The organism is Inquilinus sp. NPDC058860, from assembly GCF_042743185.1.
GTDB lineage: Bacteria > Pseudomonadota > Alphaproteobacteria > DSM-16000 > Inquilinaceae > Inquilinus.
Genome location: NZ_JBHYMS010000014.1, coordinates 125056 through 143169 on the forward strand (window position 1 = coordinate 125056; position 18114 = coordinate 143169).

Annotated in this window: 21 protein-coding genes and 4 tRNA genes; 7 read left to right on the forward strand and 18 right to left on the reverse strand. The window is 69.4% G+C overall.

Annotation, left to right across the window (positions count from 1 at the left end; genetic code table 11):
• Positions 1-55: 55 nt before the first annotated feature.
• From rplL to ACFW16_RS12470, 13 genes are all read right to left on the reverse strand, one after another.
• Positions 56-436 carry a 50S ribosomal protein L7/L12 gene (gene rplL, locus ACFW16_RS12410; protein WP_380305266.1) on the reverse strand — a complete coding sequence of 127 codons (381 nt, stop codon included), beginning with the start codon at positions 434-436 and terminating at the stop codon, positions 56-58.
• Positions 437-488: 52 nt separating this feature from the next.
• Positions 489-1007 carry a 50S ribosomal protein L10 gene (gene rplJ, locus ACFW16_RS12415; RefSeq protein ID WP_380305268.1) on the reverse strand — a complete coding sequence of 173 codons (519 nt, stop codon included), beginning with the start codon at positions 1005-1007 and terminating at the stop codon, positions 489-491.
• Positions 1008-1363: 356 nt separating this feature from the next.
• Positions 1364-2071, reverse strand: coding sequence for a 50S ribosomal protein L1 (gene rplA / locus ACFW16_RS12420; RefSeq protein WP_380305270.1), 708 nt, complete (start codon positions 2069-2071; stop codon positions 1364-1366).
• A 5-nt stretch (positions 2072-2076) separates the two neighbouring features.
• Positions 2077-2508, reverse strand: coding sequence for a 50S ribosomal protein L11 (gene rplK / locus ACFW16_RS12425; RefSeq protein ID WP_380305272.1), 432 nt, complete (start codon positions 2506-2508; stop codon positions 2077-2079).
• Between the two features lie 148 nt (positions 2509-2656).
• A complete protein-coding gene (gene nusG, locus ACFW16_RS12430) occupies positions 2657-3190 on the reverse strand; it encodes a transcription termination/antitermination protein NusG (RefSeq protein WP_380305274.1) in 534 nt (177 codons plus the stop codon).
• 3 nt (positions 3191-3193) lie between these two features.
• Positions 3194-3391 (reverse strand): preprotein translocase subunit SecE, encoded by a 198-nt coding sequence (gene secE, locus ACFW16_RS12435; RefSeq protein ID WP_380305276.1) that lies wholly within the window; start codon positions 3389-3391, stop codon positions 3194-3196.
• Between the two features lie 49 nt (positions 3392-3440).
• Positions 3441-3516: transfer RNA gene (locus ACFW16_RS12440), tRNA-Trp, on the reverse strand.
• 128 nt (positions 3517-3644) lie between these two features.
• The gene (gene pdxT / locus ACFW16_RS12445; protein WP_380305278.1) at positions 3645-4265 is read right to left on the reverse strand and encodes a pyridoxal 5'-phosphate synthase glutaminase subunit PdxT; all 621 of its coding nucleotides are present in this window, start codon (positions 4263-4265) and stop codon (positions 3645-3647) included.
• Entirely contained in the window at positions 4259-5185 is a 927-nt protein-coding gene (pdxS, locus tag ACFW16_RS12450) for a pyridoxal 5'-phosphate synthase lyase subunit PdxS (protein WP_380305280.1), read from the reverse strand. The genes pdxT and pdxS overlap by 7 nt, the downstream gene beginning before the upstream one ends.
• A gap of 155 nt (positions 5186-5340) precedes the next feature.
• Entirely contained in the window at positions 5341-6816 is a 1476-nt protein-coding gene (locus ACFW16_RS12455) for a PLP-dependent aminotransferase family protein (protein WP_380305282.1), read from the reverse strand.
• A 98-nt stretch (positions 6817-6914) separates the two neighbouring features.
• Positions 6915-8105 carry an elongation factor Tu gene (gene tuf / locus ACFW16_RS12460; protein WP_380305245.1) on the reverse strand — a complete coding sequence of 397 codons (1191 nt, stop codon included), beginning with the start codon at positions 8103-8105 and terminating at the stop codon, positions 6915-6917.
• 49 nt (positions 8106-8154) lie between these two features.
• A tRNA-Gly gene (locus ACFW16_RS12465) sits at positions 8155-8228 on the reverse strand.
• A 57-nt stretch (positions 8229-8285) separates the two neighbouring features.
• A tRNA-Tyr gene (locus tag ACFW16_RS12470) sits at positions 8286-8370 on the reverse strand.
• Between the two features lie 128 nt (positions 8371-8498).
• On the opposite strand from ACFW16_RS12470, the gene rlmB reads away from it, so the two are divergent.
• Genes rlmB through ACFW16_RS12485 form a run of 3 tightly spaced genes read left to right on the forward strand, consistent with a single transcriptional unit; the run spans position 8499 to position 10124 of the window.
• The gene (rlmB, locus tag ACFW16_RS12475; RefSeq protein WP_380305284.1) at positions 8499-9395 is read left to right on the forward strand and encodes a 23S rRNA (guanosine(2251)-2'-O)-methyltransferase RlmB; all 897 of its coding nucleotides are present in this window, start codon (positions 8499-8501) and stop codon (positions 9393-9395) included.
• Positions 9396-9406: 11 nt separating this feature from the next.
• The gene (locus ACFW16_RS12480) at positions 9407-9625 is read left to right on the forward strand and encodes a hypothetical protein (protein WP_380305286.1); all 219 of its coding nucleotides are present in this window, start codon (positions 9407-9409) and stop codon (positions 9623-9625) included.
• Positions 9570-10124, forward strand: coding sequence for an SMI1/KNR4 family protein (locus ACFW16_RS12485; protein WP_380305287.1), 555 nt, complete (start codon positions 9570-9572; stop codon positions 10122-10124). The genes ACFW16_RS12480 and ACFW16_RS12485 overlap by 56 nt, the downstream gene beginning before the upstream one ends.
• 17 nt (positions 10125-10141) lie before the next feature.
• Here the strand turns inward: ACFW16_RS12485 and ACFW16_RS12490 are convergent, their stop codons facing one another.
• From ACFW16_RS12490 to ACFW16_RS12500, 3 genes are all read right to left on the reverse strand, one after another.
• Positions 10142-10432 (reverse strand): GIY-YIG nuclease family protein, encoded by a 291-nt coding sequence (locus tag ACFW16_RS12490; protein ID WP_380305289.1) that lies wholly within the window; start codon positions 10430-10432, stop codon positions 10142-10144.
• A gap of 59 nt (positions 10433-10491) precedes the next feature.
• Positions 10492-10567: transfer RNA gene (locus ACFW16_RS12495), tRNA-Ile, on the reverse strand.
• Between the two features lie 89 nt (positions 10568-10656).
• Entirely contained in the window at positions 10657-10962 is a 306-nt protein-coding gene (locus ACFW16_RS12500) for a hypothetical protein (protein ID WP_380305290.1), read from the reverse strand.
• A gap of 394 nt (positions 10963-11356) precedes the next feature.
• Here ACFW16_RS12500 and ACFW16_RS12505 point away from each other — a divergent pair, with 394 nt between their 5' ends.
• The 4 genes from ACFW16_RS12505 to ACFW16_RS12520 are packed head-to-tail and all read left to right on the forward strand — an operon-like array spanning position 11357 to position 14918.
• Positions 11357-12355: an ABC transporter substrate-binding protein gene (locus ACFW16_RS12505; protein WP_380305291.1), complete on the forward strand. Its 999-nt coding sequence runs from the start codon at positions 11357-11359 to the stop codon at positions 12353-12355.
• Position 12356: 1 nt separating this feature from the next.
• The gene (locus ACFW16_RS12510) at positions 12357-13178 is read left to right on the forward strand and encodes an ABC transporter ATP-binding protein (protein WP_380305293.1); all 822 of its coding nucleotides are present in this window, start codon (positions 12357-12359) and stop codon (positions 13176-13178) included.
• The gene (locus ACFW16_RS12515) at positions 13171-14019 is read left to right on the forward strand and encodes an ABC transporter permease (RefSeq protein ID WP_380305295.1); all 849 of its coding nucleotides are present in this window, start codon (positions 13171-13173) and stop codon (positions 14017-14019) included. The genes ACFW16_RS12510 and ACFW16_RS12515 overlap by 8 nt, the downstream gene beginning before the upstream one ends.
• A gap of 23 nt (positions 14020-14042) precedes the next feature.
• Positions 14043-14918, forward strand: a complete 876-nt coding sequence (locus ACFW16_RS12520; protein WP_380305296.1) for a TauD/TfdA dioxygenase family protein — start codon at positions 14043-14045, stop codon at positions 14916-14918.
• 48 nt (positions 14919-14966) lie between these two features.
• Here ACFW16_RS12520 and ACFW16_RS12525 read toward each other — a convergent pair whose 3' ends face one another.
• Together ACFW16_RS12525 and ACFW16_RS12530 are read right to left on the reverse strand one after the other, a co-directional pair.
• Positions 14967-16184, reverse strand: coding sequence for an MFS transporter (locus ACFW16_RS12525; RefSeq protein ID WP_380305298.1), 1218 nt, complete (start codon positions 16182-16184; stop codon positions 14967-14969).
• 183 nt (positions 16185-16367) lie between these two features.
• Complete coding sequence (locus tag ACFW16_RS12530; protein WP_380305300.1) at positions 16368-17861, reverse strand: mannitol dehydrogenase family protein; 1494 nt, start codon at positions 17859-17861, stop codon at positions 16368-16370.
• Between the last annotated feature and the right edge of the window lie 253 nt (positions 17862-18114).

Genomic DNA, 18114 nt, shown 5'->3' on the forward strand with positions numbered 1-18114 from the left:
GGATCGGCCGCGCCCGGACTACAGTGACAAAACAGCCTGAAGTGCCACGCGGGTCTTACTTGACGTCGACCTTGGCGCCGGCTTCTTCGAGCTGCTTCTTGATCTTGGCGGCCTCGTCCTTCGACACGCCTTCCTTGACGGGCTTCGGCGCGCCTTCGACGAGGTCCTTGGCCTCCTTGAGGCCGAGGCCGGTGATCGCACGGACCTCCTTGATCACGTTGATCTTCTTCTCGCCGGCGTCCGCCAGGACGACGGTGAACTCGGTCTGCTCCTCGGCCGGAGCGGCAGCGGCGGCAGCCGCGCCCGGAGCCGCGGCAACCGCGACCGGAGCGGCGGCGGACACGCCCCACTTCTCCTCGAGCAGCTTCGAGAGCTCGGCGGCCTCGAGGACCGTCAGGCTCGACAGATCGTCGACCAGCTTTGCAAGATCAGCCATTTCGTTCTCCTAAGACTTGGGTCTTCTGGGTACGGTTTCAACAGGTGCGGCTCTATGCCGCCTCGTCCTTCTTGGCATAGGCCCCGAAGACGCGGGCGAGCTGCCCGGCCGGAGCCTGCAGAACACCGGCGATACGCGTCGCCGGGGTCTGGATCATGCCCACCAGCCTTGCCCGCAGCTCGTCGAGCGACGGCAGCGAAGCAAGAGCCTCGACACCCTTCTGATCGAGCAGCTGAGGACCGAGACCGCCGCCGATGATCTGCAGCTTCTCGTTCTTCTTGGCGTAATCGACCGCCACCTTCGCCGCCGCGACCGCGTCCTGGGAGAACGCGATGGCGGTCGGGCCGGTGAACAGGTCGGCCAGATGCTCGAACTGGGTGCCCTGAAGGGCGATGCGGGCGAGCCGGTTCTTGGTCACGCGGAACGAGGCCCCCGCCGCGAGCATTTGCCGCCGGAGATCGGTCGATTCGGCCACCGTCATCCCGCCTTGGCGGGTGACGACGACCATGTTCGCCGTCCGGAACGACTCCTGCAGCGCGGCGATCTTCTCGGTCTTTTGTGTACGGTTCACGGATCGCCTCCGTTGTCGGGGCCCCCGCCCGGCCGAAGCCGGAGATGGAGCCCCAGTCCACATTGGACCGGTCCTTGGGCATCCCTCGGTGAAGAGGGGGAGCCCGGTGCCGATCCGCTCTCCTGTCCCAGAAGTCCAAGCCCCGCACGGCGCCCGGGCCGAGGCCCGGCCGCCGCCGTTGATTGGGTTCGACTCCCGTCTATGCAGGTGGGTTTTAAGCGCCTCGCGACGCCCCTGCAGTCTCGGACAGGTTCGGGCAGGGCCGAGGCCCCACCCTAGCGTCGCCCGTTGCCGGGCGACGTATCCTTGAAACGGCCCCTGGCGGGGCCCCGCTACCCTTTCGGGCAGCGTATTCCTTAGGCGCCGGCGCCCTCGTGCAGCTTCGCCAGGTCCAGCTTGTAGCCCGGGCCCATGGTCGAGGTGACGGTCACCTTCTTGAGATAGGTGCCCTTCGCCCCGCTGGGCTTGGCGCGCTGGATCGCCTCGACGAAGGCGCGGATGTTGCCGACCAGCGCCTCTTCCGTGAAGCTGGCCTTGCCGACGCCGGCATGGACGATGCCCGCCTTCTCGGCCCGGAACTCCACCGCGCCGCCCTTGGCCGCCTTGATGGCGCCGGCGACGTCGGGGGTGACGGTGCCCAGCTTCGGGTTCGGCATCAGGCCGCGGGGGCCCAGCACCTTACCGAGACGGCCGACCACGCCCATCATGTCCGGGGTGGCGATGCAGCGGTCGAAATCGCTGCGGCCGTCCTGGATCTCCTTGGCCAGCTCGTCGGCGCCGACGACGTCGGCCCCGGCGGCCAGGGCCTGCTCGGCCTTCTCGCCGCGGGCGAACACCAGGACGCGGACGGTCTTGCCGGTGCCGTTCGGCAGCTGCACGACGCCGCGGACCATCTGGTCGGCGTGGCGCGGGTCGACGCCGAGATTCATCGCGATCTCGACGGTCTCGTCGAACTTCGCCGTGGCCGATGCCTTCAGCAGCTTGACCGCCTGGGTCAGGTCATAGGACGCCTCGGGGTTCAGCCCCTTGGTCGCGGCGCGCAGGCGCTTGGAAATCTTGGCCATCCCGATTACTCCACCACCTCGATGCCCATCGACCGGGCGGAACCCTTGATCATCTGGGCAGCCGCCTCGACGTCGTTCGCATTGAGATCCTTCATCTTGATCTCGGCGATCTCGCGGATCTGCGTCATCGTGATCTTGCCGACCGTGGCGCCCTTGCCGGGCGTCTGGCTGCCCTTGTCGAGCCCCGCGGCCTTCTTGATGAAGTAGGTGTTCGGCGGCGTCTTGGTGACGAAGGTGAAGGTCCGGTCCGCATAGGCCGTGATCACGACCGGGATCGGCATCCCCTTCTCCAGGTTCTGCGTCTGGGCGTTGAACGCCTTGCAGAACTCCATGATGTTCAGACCGCGCTGACCCAGCGCCGGACCGATCGGCGGCGACGGGTTGGCGGCGCCCGCGGGCACCTGCAGCTTGATCTGTCCTACGACCTTCTTTGCCATCTCATATCCCTCAACAACTGATCCCTCCGGCGGAACCGGAGGGATTGGGAAGCGCGGTCACGACCCCCGGAGGACTTCCCGGGAGGGTCTCCCGCGCCGCTCCCCCGCACCCTGGGGCGCGGGGCATCCGACGACGATCAGCGGATCGTCACGAAACCTTCTCGACCTGCGTGTACTCTAGCTCCACCGGAGTCGCACGGCCGAAGATCGAGACCGCGACCTTGAGCCGCGAACGCTCCTCGTCCACCTCCTCCACCACGCCGTTGAAGCTGGTGAAGGGACCGTCGGCCACGCGCACCGTCTCGCCGATCTCGAAGGTGATGGAGGGCTTCGGCCGCTCCACCCCTTCCTGGACCTGCTGCATGATCCGCATCGCCTCGGTCTCGCTGATCGGGATCGGCTTGTTGCCGGACCCGAGGAAGCCGGTGACCTTCGGCGTGTTCTTGACCAGATGCCAGGCCCGGTCGGACAGCTCCATCTTGAGCAGCACGTAGCCCGGAAAGAACTTGCGCTCGGTGTTGACCTTCTGGCCGCGGCGGATCTCGACGACCTCCTCGGTCGGCACGACGATCTGCTCGAAATGGTCGGACAGGCCCTTCTGCTCGGCCTGCTCGCGGATCGACTCCGCGACCTTCTTCTCGAAATTCGAATAGACGTGCAGCACGTACCAACGCATCGCCATGGGTCAGCCCCCCATGCCGATGATGGACGTCACCGCCCAGCCGGCGGCCCAGTCCACCAGCAGGAAGAAGATCGACATGAGGGTGACGAACACGAACACCATGCCGGTGGTGATCGCGGTCTCCTTCCGTGTCGGCCAGGTGACCTTCGCGGTCTCCTGCCGGACCTGCCTGAAGAACTGGACGGGGCTGGTCTTGGCCATGTCTACCAATCAAATCGCCGGTCAGTCTGATCGCCAAGAGGGGCGGGCGTGGCAGGAGTGGAGGGTCTCGAACCCCCAGCCTTCGGTTTTGGAGACCGACGCTCTACCAATTGAGCTACACTCCTCCGGGGACCGCCCTGCCTTCAGGAACACGACGAGGCACGCTCGCCGCCCTGACCGCGGAGCGAACGGCCTTGTAGCGGAAGCGCCGGGCAGAATCAACACCCTGTTCGGAGGCGCCGTCGGATTTCTCTCAGGCCGCCCGCTCCGCCCCGTTTCCGGCCGCCTCCACGATATCCAGAAACAGCCTGTGCACCCGCCGGTCGGCGGACAGCTCCGGGTGGAAGGTGGCGGCCAGCAGCCGGCCCTGGCGCACCAACACCGGGTCGCCGCCCCGCTCCGCCAGCACCTCGACGCCGGGGCCGATCGCGACGATGCGCGGCGCCCGGATGTAGACCGCCTCGAGCGGACCGCCGGGCAGCGCCGTCGGAGTCTCCAGGATCGCCGAGTCGATCTGGCGTCCATAGGCGTTGCGCTCGACCGTGACGTCGAGGACGCCGAGGCTCTCCTGCTCCGGCCGCAGCACCCGGCGGGCCAGGAGGATGCAGCCGGCGCAGGTGCCGAAGACCGGCATCGTCCGGGCGAAGCCCTTCAGCGCCTCGAACATCCCGTCGCGCGCCGCCAGCTTCAGCAGCGTGCTCGACTCCCCGCCCGGGATCACCAGCCCGGCGAGGCCGGCGAGATGGACCGGCAGGCGCACCGGGACGGCCTCCGCCCCCGTCTCGCGCAGCGCCCGGGCATGGGCCTCGAAATCGCCCTGCAGCGCCAGCACGCCGATGCGCGGCGCGGCGGCCTCGGTCCGACCCGTCACCATCCGCGGGTCTGCAGCATCTGGGCGGGGTCGAGCGCCGCCACCGCCAGACCCTTCATGGCACCCTGGCACTCGGCGCTGGCCTCGGCCAGGATCGCCGCGTCCTCGAAATGGGTGGTGGCGCGGACGATGGCGCGGGCCCGGCGCTCCGCCTCCTCCGGCTCGGCGAAGGTCTGCGAGTCCTGCATGAAGATGCCAGAGCCGACGAACACCGCCTCGGCCCCGAGCTGCCGCACCAGGGCGGCGTCGGCCGGGGTGGCGATGCCGCCGGCCGAGAAGTTCGGCACCGGCAGCCGGCCGGACTCGGCCACCAGCCGCACCAGCTCGTAGGGCGCGCCCAGCTCCTTCGCCGTGCTGTACAGCTCCTCCGGCCGCAGCACGGTCAGGCCGCGGATGTCCCGGCTGATCTGGCGCAGATGCTGCACGGCATGGACCACGTCGCCGGTGCCGGCCTCGCCCTTGGTGCGGATCATGGCCGCACCCTCGGCGATCCGGCGCAGCGCCTCGCCCAGGTTGCGGGCGCCGCAGACGAAGGGCGTGGCGAAGGCCTGCTTGTCGACGTGATGCGCCTCGTCGGCCGGGGTCAGCACCTCGGATTCGTCGATGAAGTCGACGCCAAGCGACTGCAGCACCTGGGCCTCGGCGAAATGGCCGATGCGGCACTTGGCCATCACCGGGATCGACACGGCGCCCATGATCTCGCGGATCTTGACCGGCGACGCCATGCGGGCGACGCCGCCTTCGGCCCGGATCTGGGCCGGCACCCGCTCCAGCGCCATCACCGCGATGGCGCCGGCGCGCTCGGCGACCTCGGCCTGGCGCGCATCGGTGACGTCCATGATGACGCCGCCCTTCAGCATCTCGGCCAGGCCGGTCTTCAGGCGCAGGGCCTGGGGGGAATGGGTGGTGCCGTTGGCGGTCATGGTCTTCTCCAATCGAACTCGTTGGAAAAGCTAGGCGCTCGGCACTGGTCGGATAAGATCCACCGAACCGGCAATTTGGTGGATCCAGTTCTCCGTCGGGGGAATGCGGTCTCCGGGGTGGTGGATTCGGATTTCTCCGGAAACGATGGGTCCAGTCAGGCCGCGCCGCCGCGGCGGAAGGACTGCACCACCTCGCGCAGCAGGGCGACGCCCTGGCGGATGTCCGCCTCCTCCAGCGCGGCGTAGCCCATCAGGAAGCCGGCACCCGCCGTTCCCGCCGCGCCGGTCTCGGCCGGGACGATGCCGACCGAGCGCAGCGCCGCCGCCTCGGCGACGCTGCCGGCCAGGGCTGCCGGGATGTCGCGGAAGCGGACCACGAGATGCAGGCCGGCCTTCGCCCCCTCGATCGCCACCGCCGCGCCGAATGCCGATGTCAGCGCCGCCACCAGCGCATCGCGGCGGCGCTGGTTGCGCCGGCGGGTGCGGCGGATGTGGCGCTCGAAATGGCCGTCGCGGATGAGATGGGCGAACACCGCCTGGTCGAGCGAGGCGGTGTGCCGGTCGGTCAGCTGCTTGGCCCGCAGGAACGGCTCCACCAGCTCCGGCGGCAGCACCATGTAGCCGAGGCGCAGGCCGGGCGACAGCACCTTGGAGACGGTGCCGGAGTAGATCACCAGCCCGGCGCGGTCGAGCGCCTGCAGCGATTCGACCGGGCGGCCCTCGTAGCGGTACTCGCTGTCGTAATCGTCCTCGAACACGTAGGTGCCGCCGCGTTCGGCCCAGTCCAGCAGGGCCAGGCGGCGCGCCGCCGGCATCACCCCGCCGGTCGGGAACTGGTGGCCCGGCGTGACATGAATCAGACGGGCCCCGGCCCCGGGCGGCGGCAGCCGGGCGGTGTCCAGCCCGTCGGCATCGACCGGCACCGGCAGCAGCCGGGCGCCGATCGCCTCCACCGCCAGGCGGGCGCCGCTGTAGCCGGGATCCTCGACCACCACCGTGTCGCCGGGGTCGACCAGCACGCGCAGGGCCAGGTCGACCGCCTGCTGCGAGCCGTTGACGATCAGGATCTGCTCCGGCAGCGCCCGCACCGCCCGGGCCCGCGCCAGATAGTCGGACAGCGCGGCGCGCAGCTCCGGCAGCCCCTGCGGGTTCTCGTACAGATAGGGCTTGCCGGCGCGGCGGCGGATCTCGCGCAGCAGCAGGCGGCGCCAGATGTCGGCCGGGAAGTCGGCGGCGCTGACGGTGCCGTAGTGGAAGCTGTAGCGGAAGCCGCCGCGGCGGGTCAGGCTGTCGATGTCGAGGCCGCGCAGCCGCTCGCTGTAGCGCGACAGACGGGGCGCGCGCGGCGCCTCCGCCGGCGGCACGGCAGCGGCGGGGCGGGGCCCGGCCCCGGCCGGCAGGGCCGTGCCGACGAAGGTGCCGGCGCCCGGCCGGCTCTCGAGATAGCCTTCGGCCAGCAGCTGCTCATAGGCCAGCAGCACGGTGTTGCGCGAGATCGCGAACTGGTCGGCCAGCGCGCGGGAGGACGGCAGCCGGGCGCCCGGCACCGCGTCGCCGCTCAGGATCGAGGCCTTGAGCTGGTCGTAGATCTGGGTCTGCAGCGGGGCATCGCGGTCGAGACGGATCACCATGGGCCCATCTTAGGCTTTGCCCGAAACGACGGAAGGGCGGGGAGATCCCCGCCCTTCCGCATTGTCGCGATCGGATGCCGCAGGCGCGGCCGCCCGATTTACTTGATGATGGAGGCGACGACGCCGGCGCCGACGGTGCGGCCGCCCTCGCGGATGGCGAAGCGCAGGCCCTCATCCATCGCGATCGGCGCGATCAGAGTGACCTTCATCGAGATGTTGTCGCCCGGCATCACCATCTCGGTGCCCTCCGGCAGCTCCACCACACCGGTCACATCCGTCGTCCGGAAGTAGAACTGCGGACGGTAGTTGGTGAAGAACGGCGTGTGACGGCCGCCCTCTTCCTTGGTCAGGATGTACGCCTCGGCCTTGAACTCGGTGTGCGGCGTGATCGAGCCCGGCTTGGCCAGAACCTGGCCGCGCTCGACCTCCTCGCGCTTGGTGCCGCGCAAGAGCGCCCCGATGTTGTCGCCCGCCTCGCCCTGGTCCAGCAGCTTGCGGAACATCTCCACGCCGGTGCAGGTCGTCTTCACCGTCGGCTTCAGACCGACGATCTCGATTTCCTCACCCACCTTCACGATCCCGCGCTCCACGCGACCCGTCACCACCGTGCCGCGACCCGAGATCGAGAACACGTCCTCGATCGGCATCAGGAACGGACGGTCCTTCGGACGCTCCGGCTGCGGGATGTAGCTGTCGACCTTCGACATCAGCTCCAGGATCGCGTCACGACCCAGCTTCGCGTCGCCGTCCTCCAGCGCCACCAGCGCCGAGCCCGGCACGATCGGAATGTCGTCCCCCGGGAAGTCGTAGCTCGACAGCAGCTCCCGGACCTCGAGCTCCACCAGCTCCAAGAGCTCCGGATCGTCGACCATGTCGACCTTGTTCAGGAACACCACCAGCGCCGGAACGCCCACCTGCCGCGCCAACAGGATGTGCTCGCGCGTCTGCGGCATCGGCCCGTCCGCCGCCGACACCACCAGGATCGCGCCGTCCATCTGCGCCGCACCCGTGATCATGTTCTTCACGTAGTCGGCGTGGCCCGGGCAGTCCACATGCGCGTAGTGACGGTTCGCCGTCTCGTACTCCACATGCGCCGTCGAGATCGTGATCCCGCGCGCCTTCTCCTCCGGCGCCTTGTCGATCTGGTCGTACGCCGTGAACGTCGCCCCGCCAGACTCCGCAAGGATCTTCGTGATCGCCGCCGTCAGCGACGTCTTCCCGTGATCCACGTGGCCGATCGTGCCGATGTTGCAGTGCGGCTTCGTCCGCTCAAACTTCGCCTTCGCCATTCTCTCGAAAACCCTAATCGTTCGCAGTTGGGACCTGTGTGTCCCCGGATGGAGCGGGTGAAGGGAATCGAACCCTCGTATTCAGCTTGGAAGGCTGCTGCTCTACCATTGAGCTACACCCGCCCGGACGTCCGGGGACGCGCCATGTCCTCGACCGTGACTTCGAAGCCAAGCGGGCTTTGGTGGAGGGGGCTGGATTCGAACCAGCGTACGCTATGCGGGCAGATTTACAGTCTGCTGCCTTTAACCACTCGGCCACCCCTCCAAAGGGCTTCGCCGCACGGCTCGGCGAATGGCGGGGCGGAATATCGACATCCCGGCGCGGAAGTCAAGCATGCGTGATGCGAAAATCGTAAACTTGACCGCGCCCGCCCCACAGCGCACAGGACGGCCATGACCCGCACACCGCAGAACCGCCCGCCCCGCGCCGCCCCGCCCCATGCCCCGCGGCCCAATCCACGCCAGGGCCCGAACCAGGGCCAGCGCCCGGATCAGCGCGGCCCCGGCGGCCGCGCACCCGACGGACGGCCGCCGGCGCGCGAGCCCGACCGCTACCTCTACGGCGTCCATGCCGCCGTCGCCGCGATCCTGAATCCGGAACGCGAGGTCACCCGGGTGCAATGCACCGAGGCCGGGCTGGCGAATCTGTCCGACGCCCTGGCGCAGGCGGCCCGGGCCGGCATCGACCGCCCGGCGCCGGAGATCGTCGACCGCGCCCTGATGGACCGCTTCCTGAAGGGCGCCGTGCACCAGGGCATCGCGATCGAGATCAAGCCGCTGGAGGCACCGGACATCGACGATCTCGGCCGCGAGGCGGAGCTACGCGAAGCCACGCAGGGGCGCAGCGTGGTGGTGGTGCTGGACCAGGTGACCGACCCGCACAACATCGGCGCCATCCTGCGCTCCGCCGCCGCCTTCGGGGCGCTCGCCGTCATCGTCACCGACCGCAACACGCCCGAGGTCACCGGGGTGATGGCCAAGGCGGCATCGGGCGCGGTCGAGCACGTGGCCCTGACCCGGGTGAAGAATCTGGCCCGCGCTCTCGAATCCCTGGCCGAATGGGGCTTCCGCCGGATCGGCCTGGCCGAGGAGGGCGAGGTGTCGCTGGCCGAGGCGATGCAGGGCGACCGGGTCGCGCTGGTGCTGGGCGCCGAGGGCGAGGGCCTGCGCCACCTGACGCGCGAGACCTGCGACGTGCTGGCCAAGCTGTCGACCCAGGGCCCGATCGGCAGCCTGAACGTCTCCAACGCCGCCGCCATCGCGCTGTACGAGGCGGCAAGGGGGAGTTGAGGGAGGAAGCCATGGCCAAGAAGGCCTTCGACAAGATCATGGCGGGGCTGGAGGACGCGAGGGCGATTGCCGAGGGCACCGCCGATGCTGCCGGCTACCGAGTGCACACTCCAGGCCAAGTCGACGCGGGGATCATCCGCAAGCAAGATAAGCCGCACCAAGGGGGCCCGATGAATGGACGATCTCACCATCGCCGCGATCCGGCGCCGGATCAGGACGAAGATCACTGATTCTGACGGATTTTCGCCAGCCGATCCGGACGGCATCGCCGATGACGAAAGACAGCTCGGCTTCGCGTTTCCGCCGTTGCTGAAGCGCATCTACACGGAGATCGGCAACGGAGGCTTCGGGCCCGGCTACGGGTTGATCGGTCTGTCGAACGGCGTGCCGGACGACGCCGGCAACACCGGGCCCGCCATCTACAAGCTATTCCGCGACGGCGATCCAGAAGATCCCCACTGGAAATGGCCGGAGGGGCTCCTGCCGATCTGTGATTGGGGATGCGCCATTCGGTCGTGTGTCGACTGTGCGGATCCGAACTTCCGCATGCGGATCTTCGATCCCAATGAACACCGCGGCGAAGATTGGGCTGATGCCATCTTCGAGGAATCCCCCAGTTTTGAAGAATGGATCAAAGCGTGGGCTTCAGGCGTCGATCTGTGGGCGCTGATGTATGGCGAAGAGGGGCATATCACCCGGCTTCTAGCCACCCGGAAACCGATCTCTTGAAATGCCAAGCGTGGCAATCAGACAAGTCGCTTCTTTGTAAAAGCTTTGACGGAGTGCGATTTGAGGTACTTCTCAAATGCCAGCGCCCTGAGCTTGTCCGGAAAGGCGCAGTACCAGACCAGCTCCCACGGCATGAACTTGGTCGTGTGAGTCGATTTGCCCGCGTTGTGATCGGCTATTCGCTGCCTCAGATCAGCGGAGGCGCCAACGTACTCCTGGTCGGGGAAAGCGGTGCTCCGGATGATGTAGACGTACCACACGGCGCCAGTCCGTCTTCGCTTTCGCTTCGCTCCAGCTTCGCTGGACACTGCTTCGCCCTAAACGGCCTCCGCGTGGCTGCGCCACGCGCAGCCCGAAGGGCGAAGCGTGGTGGGCCCGGCAGGATTCGAACCTGCGACAACACCGTTATGAGCGGCGGGTTCTAACCGCTGAACTACAGGCCCGTCCGGCGCCCTTCTAGCAAGCGGCGCCGGCGCGGGGAAGCCGGTTGCAACGCCCGGCCGGATGGGGAAGGCCGGGCGCCGCGATCCGGTTATTGGGCCTTCTGGCCGCCCATCATCTGCTTGACGATGCCGACGATGACCATCAGCACGCCGCCGCCGACGCCGCCGCCGACGATCTGGCCGATGATCGAGCCGATGTCGAGGCTGCCGCTGGCGGCCGCCGCGCCGAGGCTGGGCACGATCGCCCCCAGGATCTGTCCGCCGATGCCGCCGCCGACGATGCCGGCGACCGAGTTCCAGAGGGTGCCGAGGTTGTATTGCTTGAGCGCGGCGCCGGCCACATTGCCGCCGACCGCACCTGCCACGAGCTGGATGATCAGTGTCACGATGTCCATCGGATCTCCTTCCGATCGATGGGCGCCGTCGGGCGGTGCGGCGCAGAGGCAACCGACTCGCCGAATCATCGGCACCGCACAAATAATGATGCGCTTCGACCCGCCCCGTCTCAAGAGATATTTGGGAACGGACTGAGATCGACGCATCGAGATCGAAGAAGCCGCCGTGTCGTCGGCGGGCGATTTCGGCGATTCTATTGTCGATTTTACACCCTCGTTACGGGGCCGGGCGGTATCGCTTCGGCTCGGAGGCGGGAGCCCGAGCGCCGCGCTGGACGAGAGAATAATAACATTAGATTTTTGATATATTTGATATAACACAAACTAATTGGATTGATATTTATCGTCCCCCTGCGAATCTGTGTCTTATCGCCGCCAGCCAGAGACCATCGCCATGCGCGCCCGCCTGCCCGTCCTCGTCGCGACGCTGCTCGCCCTCGCCGCCCCGGCGCAGGCCGAGACCGAGACGCTGCGGATCGCCCAGCAATTCGGCATTTCCTACCTGCCGATGATCGTGGCCAAGGAGCAGAAGCTGATCGAGGCCGCGGTCGCCGAGGCCGGGCTGCCGGCGCCGCAGATCGAATGGATCCAGGTCAGCGGCGGTGCCGCGATGAACGAGGCGCTGCTGTCCGGCAGCCTGGACGTGGCCGCGGCCGGGGCGCCGCCGGCGATCACGCTGTGGGCCAAGACCCGCGGCTCGATCGATGTGAAGGGCATCGCCTCGCTGGGCTCGATGCCGATCTACCTGACCACCAGCAACCCGCAGGTGAAGTCGCTGGCCGATTTCACCGACAAGGACCGGATCGCCCTGCCGGCGGTGAAGGTCGGGTTCCAGGCGGTGGTGCTGCAGATGGCGGCGGCCCAGGCCTTCGGCGAGGACCAGGCGACGAAGCTGGACGACCTGACCGTCAGCATGGCGCATCCGGACGCGACCGCGGCCCTGCTCTCCGGCAGCTCGGAGGTCACCGCCAATTTCGGCGCCCCGCCGTTCCAGAACCAGCAGTTGCAGGACCCGAAGATCCACCGGGTGCTGAGCAGCTTCGACGTGCTGGGCGGGCCGCACACCTTCAACGTGATCTACGCCACCGGCGCCTTCTATGCCGAGAACCCGAAGACCGTGGCGGCGATCGTCACCGCGCTGGACCGCGCCGACCGGTTCATCCAGGCCCATCCGGCCGAGGCGGCGAAGCTGTACATCGCGGCCGAATCCTCGAAGCTGCCGGAGGCCTTCGTCGAGGCGCTGATCACCGCCCCGGACACGCGCTACACCGTGACGCCCGAAAACGTCTTGAAGTTCGTCGAGTTCCAGCACCGCATCGGCCAGATCGCGACCACCACTTCGGATTGGCGGGACCTGTTCTTCCCGCCGCTGCACGACCGGCAGGGCAGCTGAGATGGCGGCCCCGGCCCTCGCCCTTGCCCCGGAGACACCCGCAGCACCGGCGCTGCGGGTGGAGGGCGTCACCCTGTCCTACACCGTCGACGGCCGGACGGTGACGGCGGTCGAGGATATCAGCCTGGACATCCGGCGCGGCGAGCGGCTGGTGCTGCTGGGCCCGTCCGGCTGCGGCAAGTCGAGCCTGCTGAAGAGCATCGGCGGCTTCCTGCCGCCCGCGGCCGGCCGGGTGCTGCTGGACGGGCGCCCGGTGTCCCGCCCCGGGCCGGACCGGATGATGGTGCTGCAGGATTTCGAGCAGCTGCTGCCCTGGCTGACGGTGCGTCGCAACCTGGTCGCCGCCCTGTCCTGGGCCAGGCGCACCCGCCGGGGCGAGGCCGAGGCCATCGCCGACGACATGCTGCAGCGCGTCGGACTGGCCCGGGTGGCCGACCAGTATCCGAACACCCTGTCGGGCGGCATGAAACAGCGCGTGGCCATCGCCCGCGCTTTGGCGCTGCGGCCCGAGGTGCTGCTGATGGACGAGCCCTTCGCCGCGCTGGACGCCATGACCCGGCGCCGGATGCAGGAGGAGCTGCTGGCGCTGTGCGAGGACACCGGCGTCACCACCCTGTTCGTCACCCATGCGATCGACGAGGCGATCGTGGTCGGCAGCCGGATCGTGGTGATGACCGCGCATCCCGGCCGGATCCGTGCCGTGATCGACCTGCCGGGCGGCCGCGGCCCGGACCGGGGCGACCCGGCCTTCGCCGCGCTGGAGGCCCGGATCGGCGGGCTGATCGCCGATCAGATCGGCGGCATGGAGGCGGCCGATGGTTGACTATCAGGGCCTGCTGCAGGCCGGGTCGCCGCTGCGCCCGGCCAAGGCCGAGGCGCCCGCGCGACGGCTGGTCGCCTCGGGAGCCTGGCGCCGCCTCCTGATCCTGGCGGCGCTGGCGGCGATGTGGGAGATCGCGGCGCGGATCGTCGGCAGCCCGCTGCTGCTGCCGGGCTTCCTGACCACCCTCGCCGCCTTCGGCCAGGGCGTGGCCAGCGGCGAGCTGCCGCTGCGCACCCTGGCCTCGCTGCAGGTGCTGGTGGCGGGCTACGGCATCGGCGTGATCGCGGCGGCAATCCTGGCCGGGCTGGCCACCGCCAGCCGCCTGGGCGCCGAGCTGCTGTCGACCCTGACCGCGATGTTCAACCCGCTGCCGGCCATTGCCCTGCTGCCGATCGCGCTGTTGTGGTTCGGCCTGGGCACGCCGAGCCTGCTGTTCGTCATCGTCCATTCGGTGCTGTGGCCGCTGGCGCTGGCCGCCCATTCCGGCTTCCGCGCCGTGCCGCGGCCGCTGGCCATGGTCGGGCAGAATCTCGGCCTCGGCGGCGCCGCCTATGTCATCCGCATCCTGGTTCCGGCCGCCTTCCCGGCGATCCTGGCCGGGCTGAAGATCGGCTGGGCCTTCGCCTGGCGCACCCTGATCGCGGCCGAGCTGGTGTTCGGCGTCTCCTCCCGCTCCGGCGGGCTGGGCTGGTTCATCTACGTCAACCGCAATCAGTTGGAGACCGCCAACGTCTTCGCCGGCTTGTTGGCCATCATCCTGATCGGCCTCCTGGTCGAAAGCCTCTTGTTCCGCACCCTGTCCCGGCTCACCGTCGAGCGCTGGGGCACGCAGAACCCCTGATCGACGGAAACGGAAACGCCGCCATGTCCTTCACCACCCGTCCCCTGTCCGAGCTGCTGGGCCTCGAGATCTCCGGGCTCGACCTCGCCACCCCGCCGGACGACGCCACCTTCGCCCGGGTCAAGTCGCTGTTCGAGGCGAACTCGGTCGTGGTGTTCCGCGACCAGCGCTTCACGCCGCAGCAGCACATCGACTTCAGCCGCCGCTTCGGCGAGCTGGAGATCCATGTGCAGCACCACTTCCACCTGGCCGGGCATCCGGAGATCCTGATCGTCTCGAACGAGATGCGCGACGGCAAGCCGCTCGGCCTGGCCGATGCCGGGCGATACTGGCATTCCGACCTGTCCTATAAGGCCGAGCCGAGCCTGGGGTCGCTGCTGCACGCCCAGACGCTGCCGCCGGTCGAAGGCGACACGCTGTTCGTCAGCATGGCCGCGGCCTATGACGCGCTGGACGACGCCACCAAGGCGCAGATCGATGGCCTCACGGCGGTGCACGACTACAGCGCCCGCAACGTGGCGCAGCAGGCCAAGAGCGCGCTGCGGCCCGGCCTGACCGCGGACCAAGCGAAGACGGTGCCGCCGGTGACCCATCCGGTGGTGCGGATCCATCCGGCAACCGGCCGCCGCGCGCTGTTCGTCAACGAGGGCTTCACCACCCACGTCACCGAGCTGGAACGGCCGCAGAGCGATGCGCTGCTGCGCCGGCTGTTCGCGCACATGACCCAGCCGCAGTTCCAGTACCGGCACCGCTGGCAGGCGCATGACCTGGTGTTCTGGGACAACCGCGCCACCATCCACCTGGCCACCGGCTGCCCGCCGCACCTGGCCCGCACCCTGTACCGCACCACGGTGAAAGGCGACCGCCCGATCGGCCCACGCGACCGGGCGGCGGCCTGAAGACGGCTGCGCCGTCCCCATGCAGGATGGGGACGGCGCGCCGGACGCTTACGCCGGCTGGAGCTGCCGGCCCTGCCGCGACGGCAGGGGCGGGAAGGCCAGCGCGATGGCGACGGCCGCGAGCCCGATGCCGAACGACCCGATGAACAGCCAGTTGTAGACACTGAAGGTGTCGAACACCCAGCCACCGGCCAGGGGCCCGAGCGCCATGCCGATGCTGGAGGCCATGGTCACCGCGCCGAACACCGTGCCCATGGCGGCCTGGCCGAAATACTCGCGCGCCAGCACGGCGTAGAGCGGCATCACGCCGCCATAGGCGGTGCCGAAGATCACGGCCAGCAGGTAGAACTCGCCGAGATTGGCGACGAACAGATAGGCGCCGATGACGACCGCCTGCACCAGCAGCCCGGCCACCAGCACGCGCTTGACCCCGAGCCGGTCGGCCAGGATGCCCAGCAGCAGGCGCCCGCCCAGCCCGGCCAGCCCTTCGACGCTGTAGATGGTGACCGCGGCCAGCGGGGCGACGCCGCAGGTGATGGCGTAGCTGACCATGTGGAAGATCGGCCCGGAATGGGCGGCGCAGCACAGGAAGAAGGTCCCGGCCAGGATCGCGAATTGCGGCGTGCGGAAGGCCCGGCCGGCGGACAGGTTGCCGATCTCGCCCGCCGGCGACGGGGCCCCGGCCGCGGCCGGCGGCCGGCGCACCAGCAGCCCGGCCGGCAGCAGCAGGATCCAGGCGGCGATGCCGATGACCATCATCGCCGTCCGCCAGTCATAGGCGGCGACCAGCCAGGCGGCGAAGGGCGAGACGGTCATCGGCGCCACGCCGATGCCCGCCGAGACCAGCGACACGGCCAGGGCGCGGTTGGTCTCGAACCAGCCGGTGGCGGCGGCCACCATCGGCGCGAAGAAGGCCCCGGCCGCCAGCCCGACGAGCGTGCCGTAGATCAGCTGGAACGCGGCGAGCGTGGTGGTCTGGCTGGCCAGGACCAGCGCCAGCCCCAGCAGCGCCGCGCCGGCGAGCACCACGATCCGGGCGCCGAGCCGGTCGCTGATCGCGCCCCAGGCGAAGCCGGCCACGCCCATGACCAGGAAGTTGAGGGTCATGGCGCTGGAGATGCCGGCGCGGCTCCAGCCCGTGTCGGCCGACATCGGCTGCAGGAAGATCGCCAGCGAGAACATCGCGCCGATGCCGACGCAGGTCATGAGCGCGCCGACACCGATGATGATCCAGCGATAGGGGTTTTCCGTCCGCGGCTGCGACATAGGGAGCCTCTTCCGCATGGCGCCGGATCGCATCACGGAGGGGACCATCCCGCCCCGGACCGCCGGCTCTCATGCTGAAGACGAACGGGCCGGCCGGGAATCGACATCCTGGCCGAAAAAATTTTACCTTCCGGTAAAGCATCCCGCGGAGCGCGTGCCCCGCGGGATTGTCACGCCCGTATTTCAGCCCTCCAGGCGGGCATAGGCCGCGGCGGTCGCCTTGGCGCCGTCTCGGTACAGGGCGTCGAGTGCACGGGCCACGGCGGCGCGGAACTGCGGCTGGCCCGGCAGGTCGTCGCCGAACACCGCGCGCACGCCGAGCAGCGCCGGCGCCAGCCGCTCCGCCACCGGCCCGGCCGCGCGCGCGATCGCGGCGAGATCGGCCGCCAGCGGGTCGCGGACGTCGATCGGCTTGCCAGCCTCGTCGGTGCCGGCGACATAGCGCATCCAGGCGGCGACGCCGAGGGCGTGGCGGTCGATCGGCAGGCCGCGCGCCAGCCGGTCGCGGACGGTGCCAAGCAGCCGCTGCGGCAGCTTCTGCGTCCCGTCCATGGCGATCTGCCAGGTGCGGTGCTTCAGCGCGGTGTTGCGGAAGCGGTCGATCAGCGAACGCCGGTAGCCCGCGACATCGGCGCCGGGCGGCAGGGTCAGGGTCGGGGTGGAATCTTCCATCAGCGCCTCGACGAAGGCGGCGATCCCCGGCTCCGCCATCGCCGCCGCCACCGTCTCGCAGCCGGAGAGGTAGCCGAGATAGGCCAGCGAGGAGTGGCTGCCGTTGAGCAGCCGCAGCTTCATCGTCTCGTAGGGCGCGACCTCCGACACCAGCGTCGCCCCCGCCGCCTCCCAGGCCGGGCGGCCGGACAGGAACCGATCCTCGATCACCCATTGCAGGAAGGGCTCGGTGACGATCGGCCAGGCATCCTCGACCCCGAGCGCCGCGGCGATCCGGCCGCGGTCCTCGTCGGTGGTGGCCGGCACGATGCGGTCGACCATGGTCTCGGGGCAGGCGATCTCGCCCTCGACATAGGCGCCGAGATCGGGCGAGACCAGCGCGGCGAAGCGCGACAGGATGCGGTGCAGGGTGCGGCCGTTGGCCGGCAGGTTGTCGCAGCACAGCGGGGTGAAGGGCGTCAGCCCCTCCGCCCGGCGCCGGGCGATCGCCCGGGCCAGGATGCCGATGGCCGAGCGCGGCGCCTCGGGATGGGCCAGGTCGTGGACGATGTCGGGATGGCTCTCGTCCAGCCGGCCGGTGGCCGGGTCGTGGCAGTAGCCCTTCTCGGTCACGGTCAGGCTGACGATCGCGACCGAGGGCCGGCACATCACGTCGAGCAGCGCCGCGGGCGATTCCGGCGCCACCAGCACGTCGCGGACGGCGCCGATCACCCGCAGCGCCTCGCCGTCACTGTCGCGCACCGACAGGGTGTAGAGCCCGTCCTGCGGCACCAGCGCGTCGCGCGTGTCGGGGCTGCGCAGGCTGGTGCCGATGATGCCCCAGCGCAGGTCGCCCGCCGCCAGCACGTCGTCGGTGCAGACCGCCTGATGGGCGCGGTGGAAGGCGCCGATGCCGAGATGGACGATGCCGGTGGCGACCGCGTCGCGGTCGTAGCCCGGCTGGGATACCGATGCCGGCAGCCCGGCCAGGGCGGCCGTGCCGAGCCGCCGCGAGGATTGGGTCATGCGCCGCGCCCCTGGCGGCCGGATTGATCACGAAGCAGCACGGCGCCCTCTCCCTTGTCCCGTCTTGCCTGCGGTAGCGCCGATCGATGCCGGACACAACCCTCGAGTCTCGCTGCAATCCTAGTATGGCAGTTTATGAGACGGCAACCTGGACCCAAATCGGGTAGGAGGGCGCCTTACGGCGGCCCTCCTCCCACACCACCGTGCGTACGGTTCCGTACACGGCGGTTCATGAGGCGCGGTTGAGGCGGCG

What these genes read in the sequence shown, in the direction of transcription:
- rplL (WP_380305266.1), bottom strand. Translation starts at nt 436, where the DNA reads ATGGCTGATCTTGCAAAGCTGGTCGACGATCTGTCGAGCCTGACGGTC.
- rplA (WP_380305270.1), bottom strand. Translation starts at nt 2,071, where the DNA reads ATGGCCAAGATTTCCAAGCGCCTGCGCGCCGCGACCAAGGGGCTGAAC.
- rplK (WP_380305272.1), bottom strand. Translation starts at nt 2,508, where the DNA reads ATGGCAAAGAAGGTCGTAGGACAGATCAAGCTGCAGGTGCCCGCGGGC.
- nusG (WP_380305274.1), bottom strand. Translation starts at nt 3,190, where the DNA reads ATGGCGATGCGTTGGTACGTGCTGCACGTCTATTCGAATTTCGAGAAG.
- secE (WP_380305276.1), bottom strand. Translation starts at nt 3,391, where the DNA reads ATGGCCAAGACCAGCCCCGTCCAGTTCTTCAGGCAGGTCCGGCAGGAG.
- pdxT (WP_380305278.1), bottom strand. Translation starts at nt 4,265, where the DNA reads ATGGTGACGGGTCGGACCGAGGCCGCCGCGCCGCGCATCGGCGTGCTG.
- pdxS (WP_380305280.1), bottom strand. Translation starts at nt 5,185, where the DNA reads ATGACCGCCAACGGCACCACCCATTCCCCCCAGGCCCTGCGCCTGAAG.
- ACFW16_RS12455 (WP_380305282.1), bottom strand. Translation starts at nt 6,816, where the DNA reads ATGGTGATCCGTCTCGACCGCGATGCCCCGCTGCAGACCCAGATCTAC.
- tuf (WP_380305245.1), bottom strand. Translation starts at nt 8,105, where the DNA reads ATGGCGAAGGCGAAGTTTGAGCGGACGAAGCCGCACTGCAACATCGGC.
- rlmB (WP_380305284.1), top strand. Translation starts at nt 8,499, where the DNA reads ATGACCCGCACACCGCAGAACCGCCCGCCCCGCGCCGCCCCGCCCCAT.
- ACFW16_RS12480 (WP_380305286.1), top strand. Translation starts at nt 9,407, where the DNA reads ATGGCCAAGAAGGCCTTCGACAAGATCATGGCGGGGCTGGAGGACGCG.
- ACFW16_RS12485 (WP_380305287.1), top strand. Translation starts at nt 9,570, where the DNA reads ATGGACGATCTCACCATCGCCGCGATCCGGCGCCGGATCAGGACGAAG.
- ACFW16_RS12500 (WP_380305290.1), bottom strand. Translation starts at nt 10,962, where the DNA reads ATGGACATCGTGACACTGATCATCCAGCTCGTGGCAGGTGCGGTCGGC.
- ACFW16_RS12505 (WP_380305291.1), top strand. Translation starts at nt 11,357, where the DNA reads ATGCGCGCCCGCCTGCCCGTCCTCGTCGCGACGCTGCTCGCCCTCGCC.
- ACFW16_RS12510 (WP_380305293.1), top strand. Translation starts at nt 12,357, where the DNA reads ATGGCGGCCCCGGCCCTCGCCCTTGCCCCGGAGACACCCGCAGCACCG.
- ACFW16_RS12515 (WP_380305295.1), top strand. Translation starts at nt 13,171, where the DNA reads ATGGTTGACTATCAGGGCCTGCTGCAGGCCGGGTCGCCGCTGCGCCCG.
- ACFW16_RS12520 (WP_380305296.1), top strand. Translation starts at nt 14,043, where the DNA reads ATGTCCTTCACCACCCGTCCCCTGTCCGAGCTGCTGGGCCTCGAGATC.
- ACFW16_RS12525 (WP_380305298.1), bottom strand. Translation starts at nt 16,184, where the DNA reads ATGTCGCAGCCGCGGACGGAAAACCCCTATCGCTGGATCATCATCGGT.
- ACFW16_RS12530 (WP_380305300.1), bottom strand. Translation starts at nt 17,861, where the DNA reads ATGACCCAATCCTCGCGGCGGCTCGGCACGGCCGCCCTGGCCGGGCTG.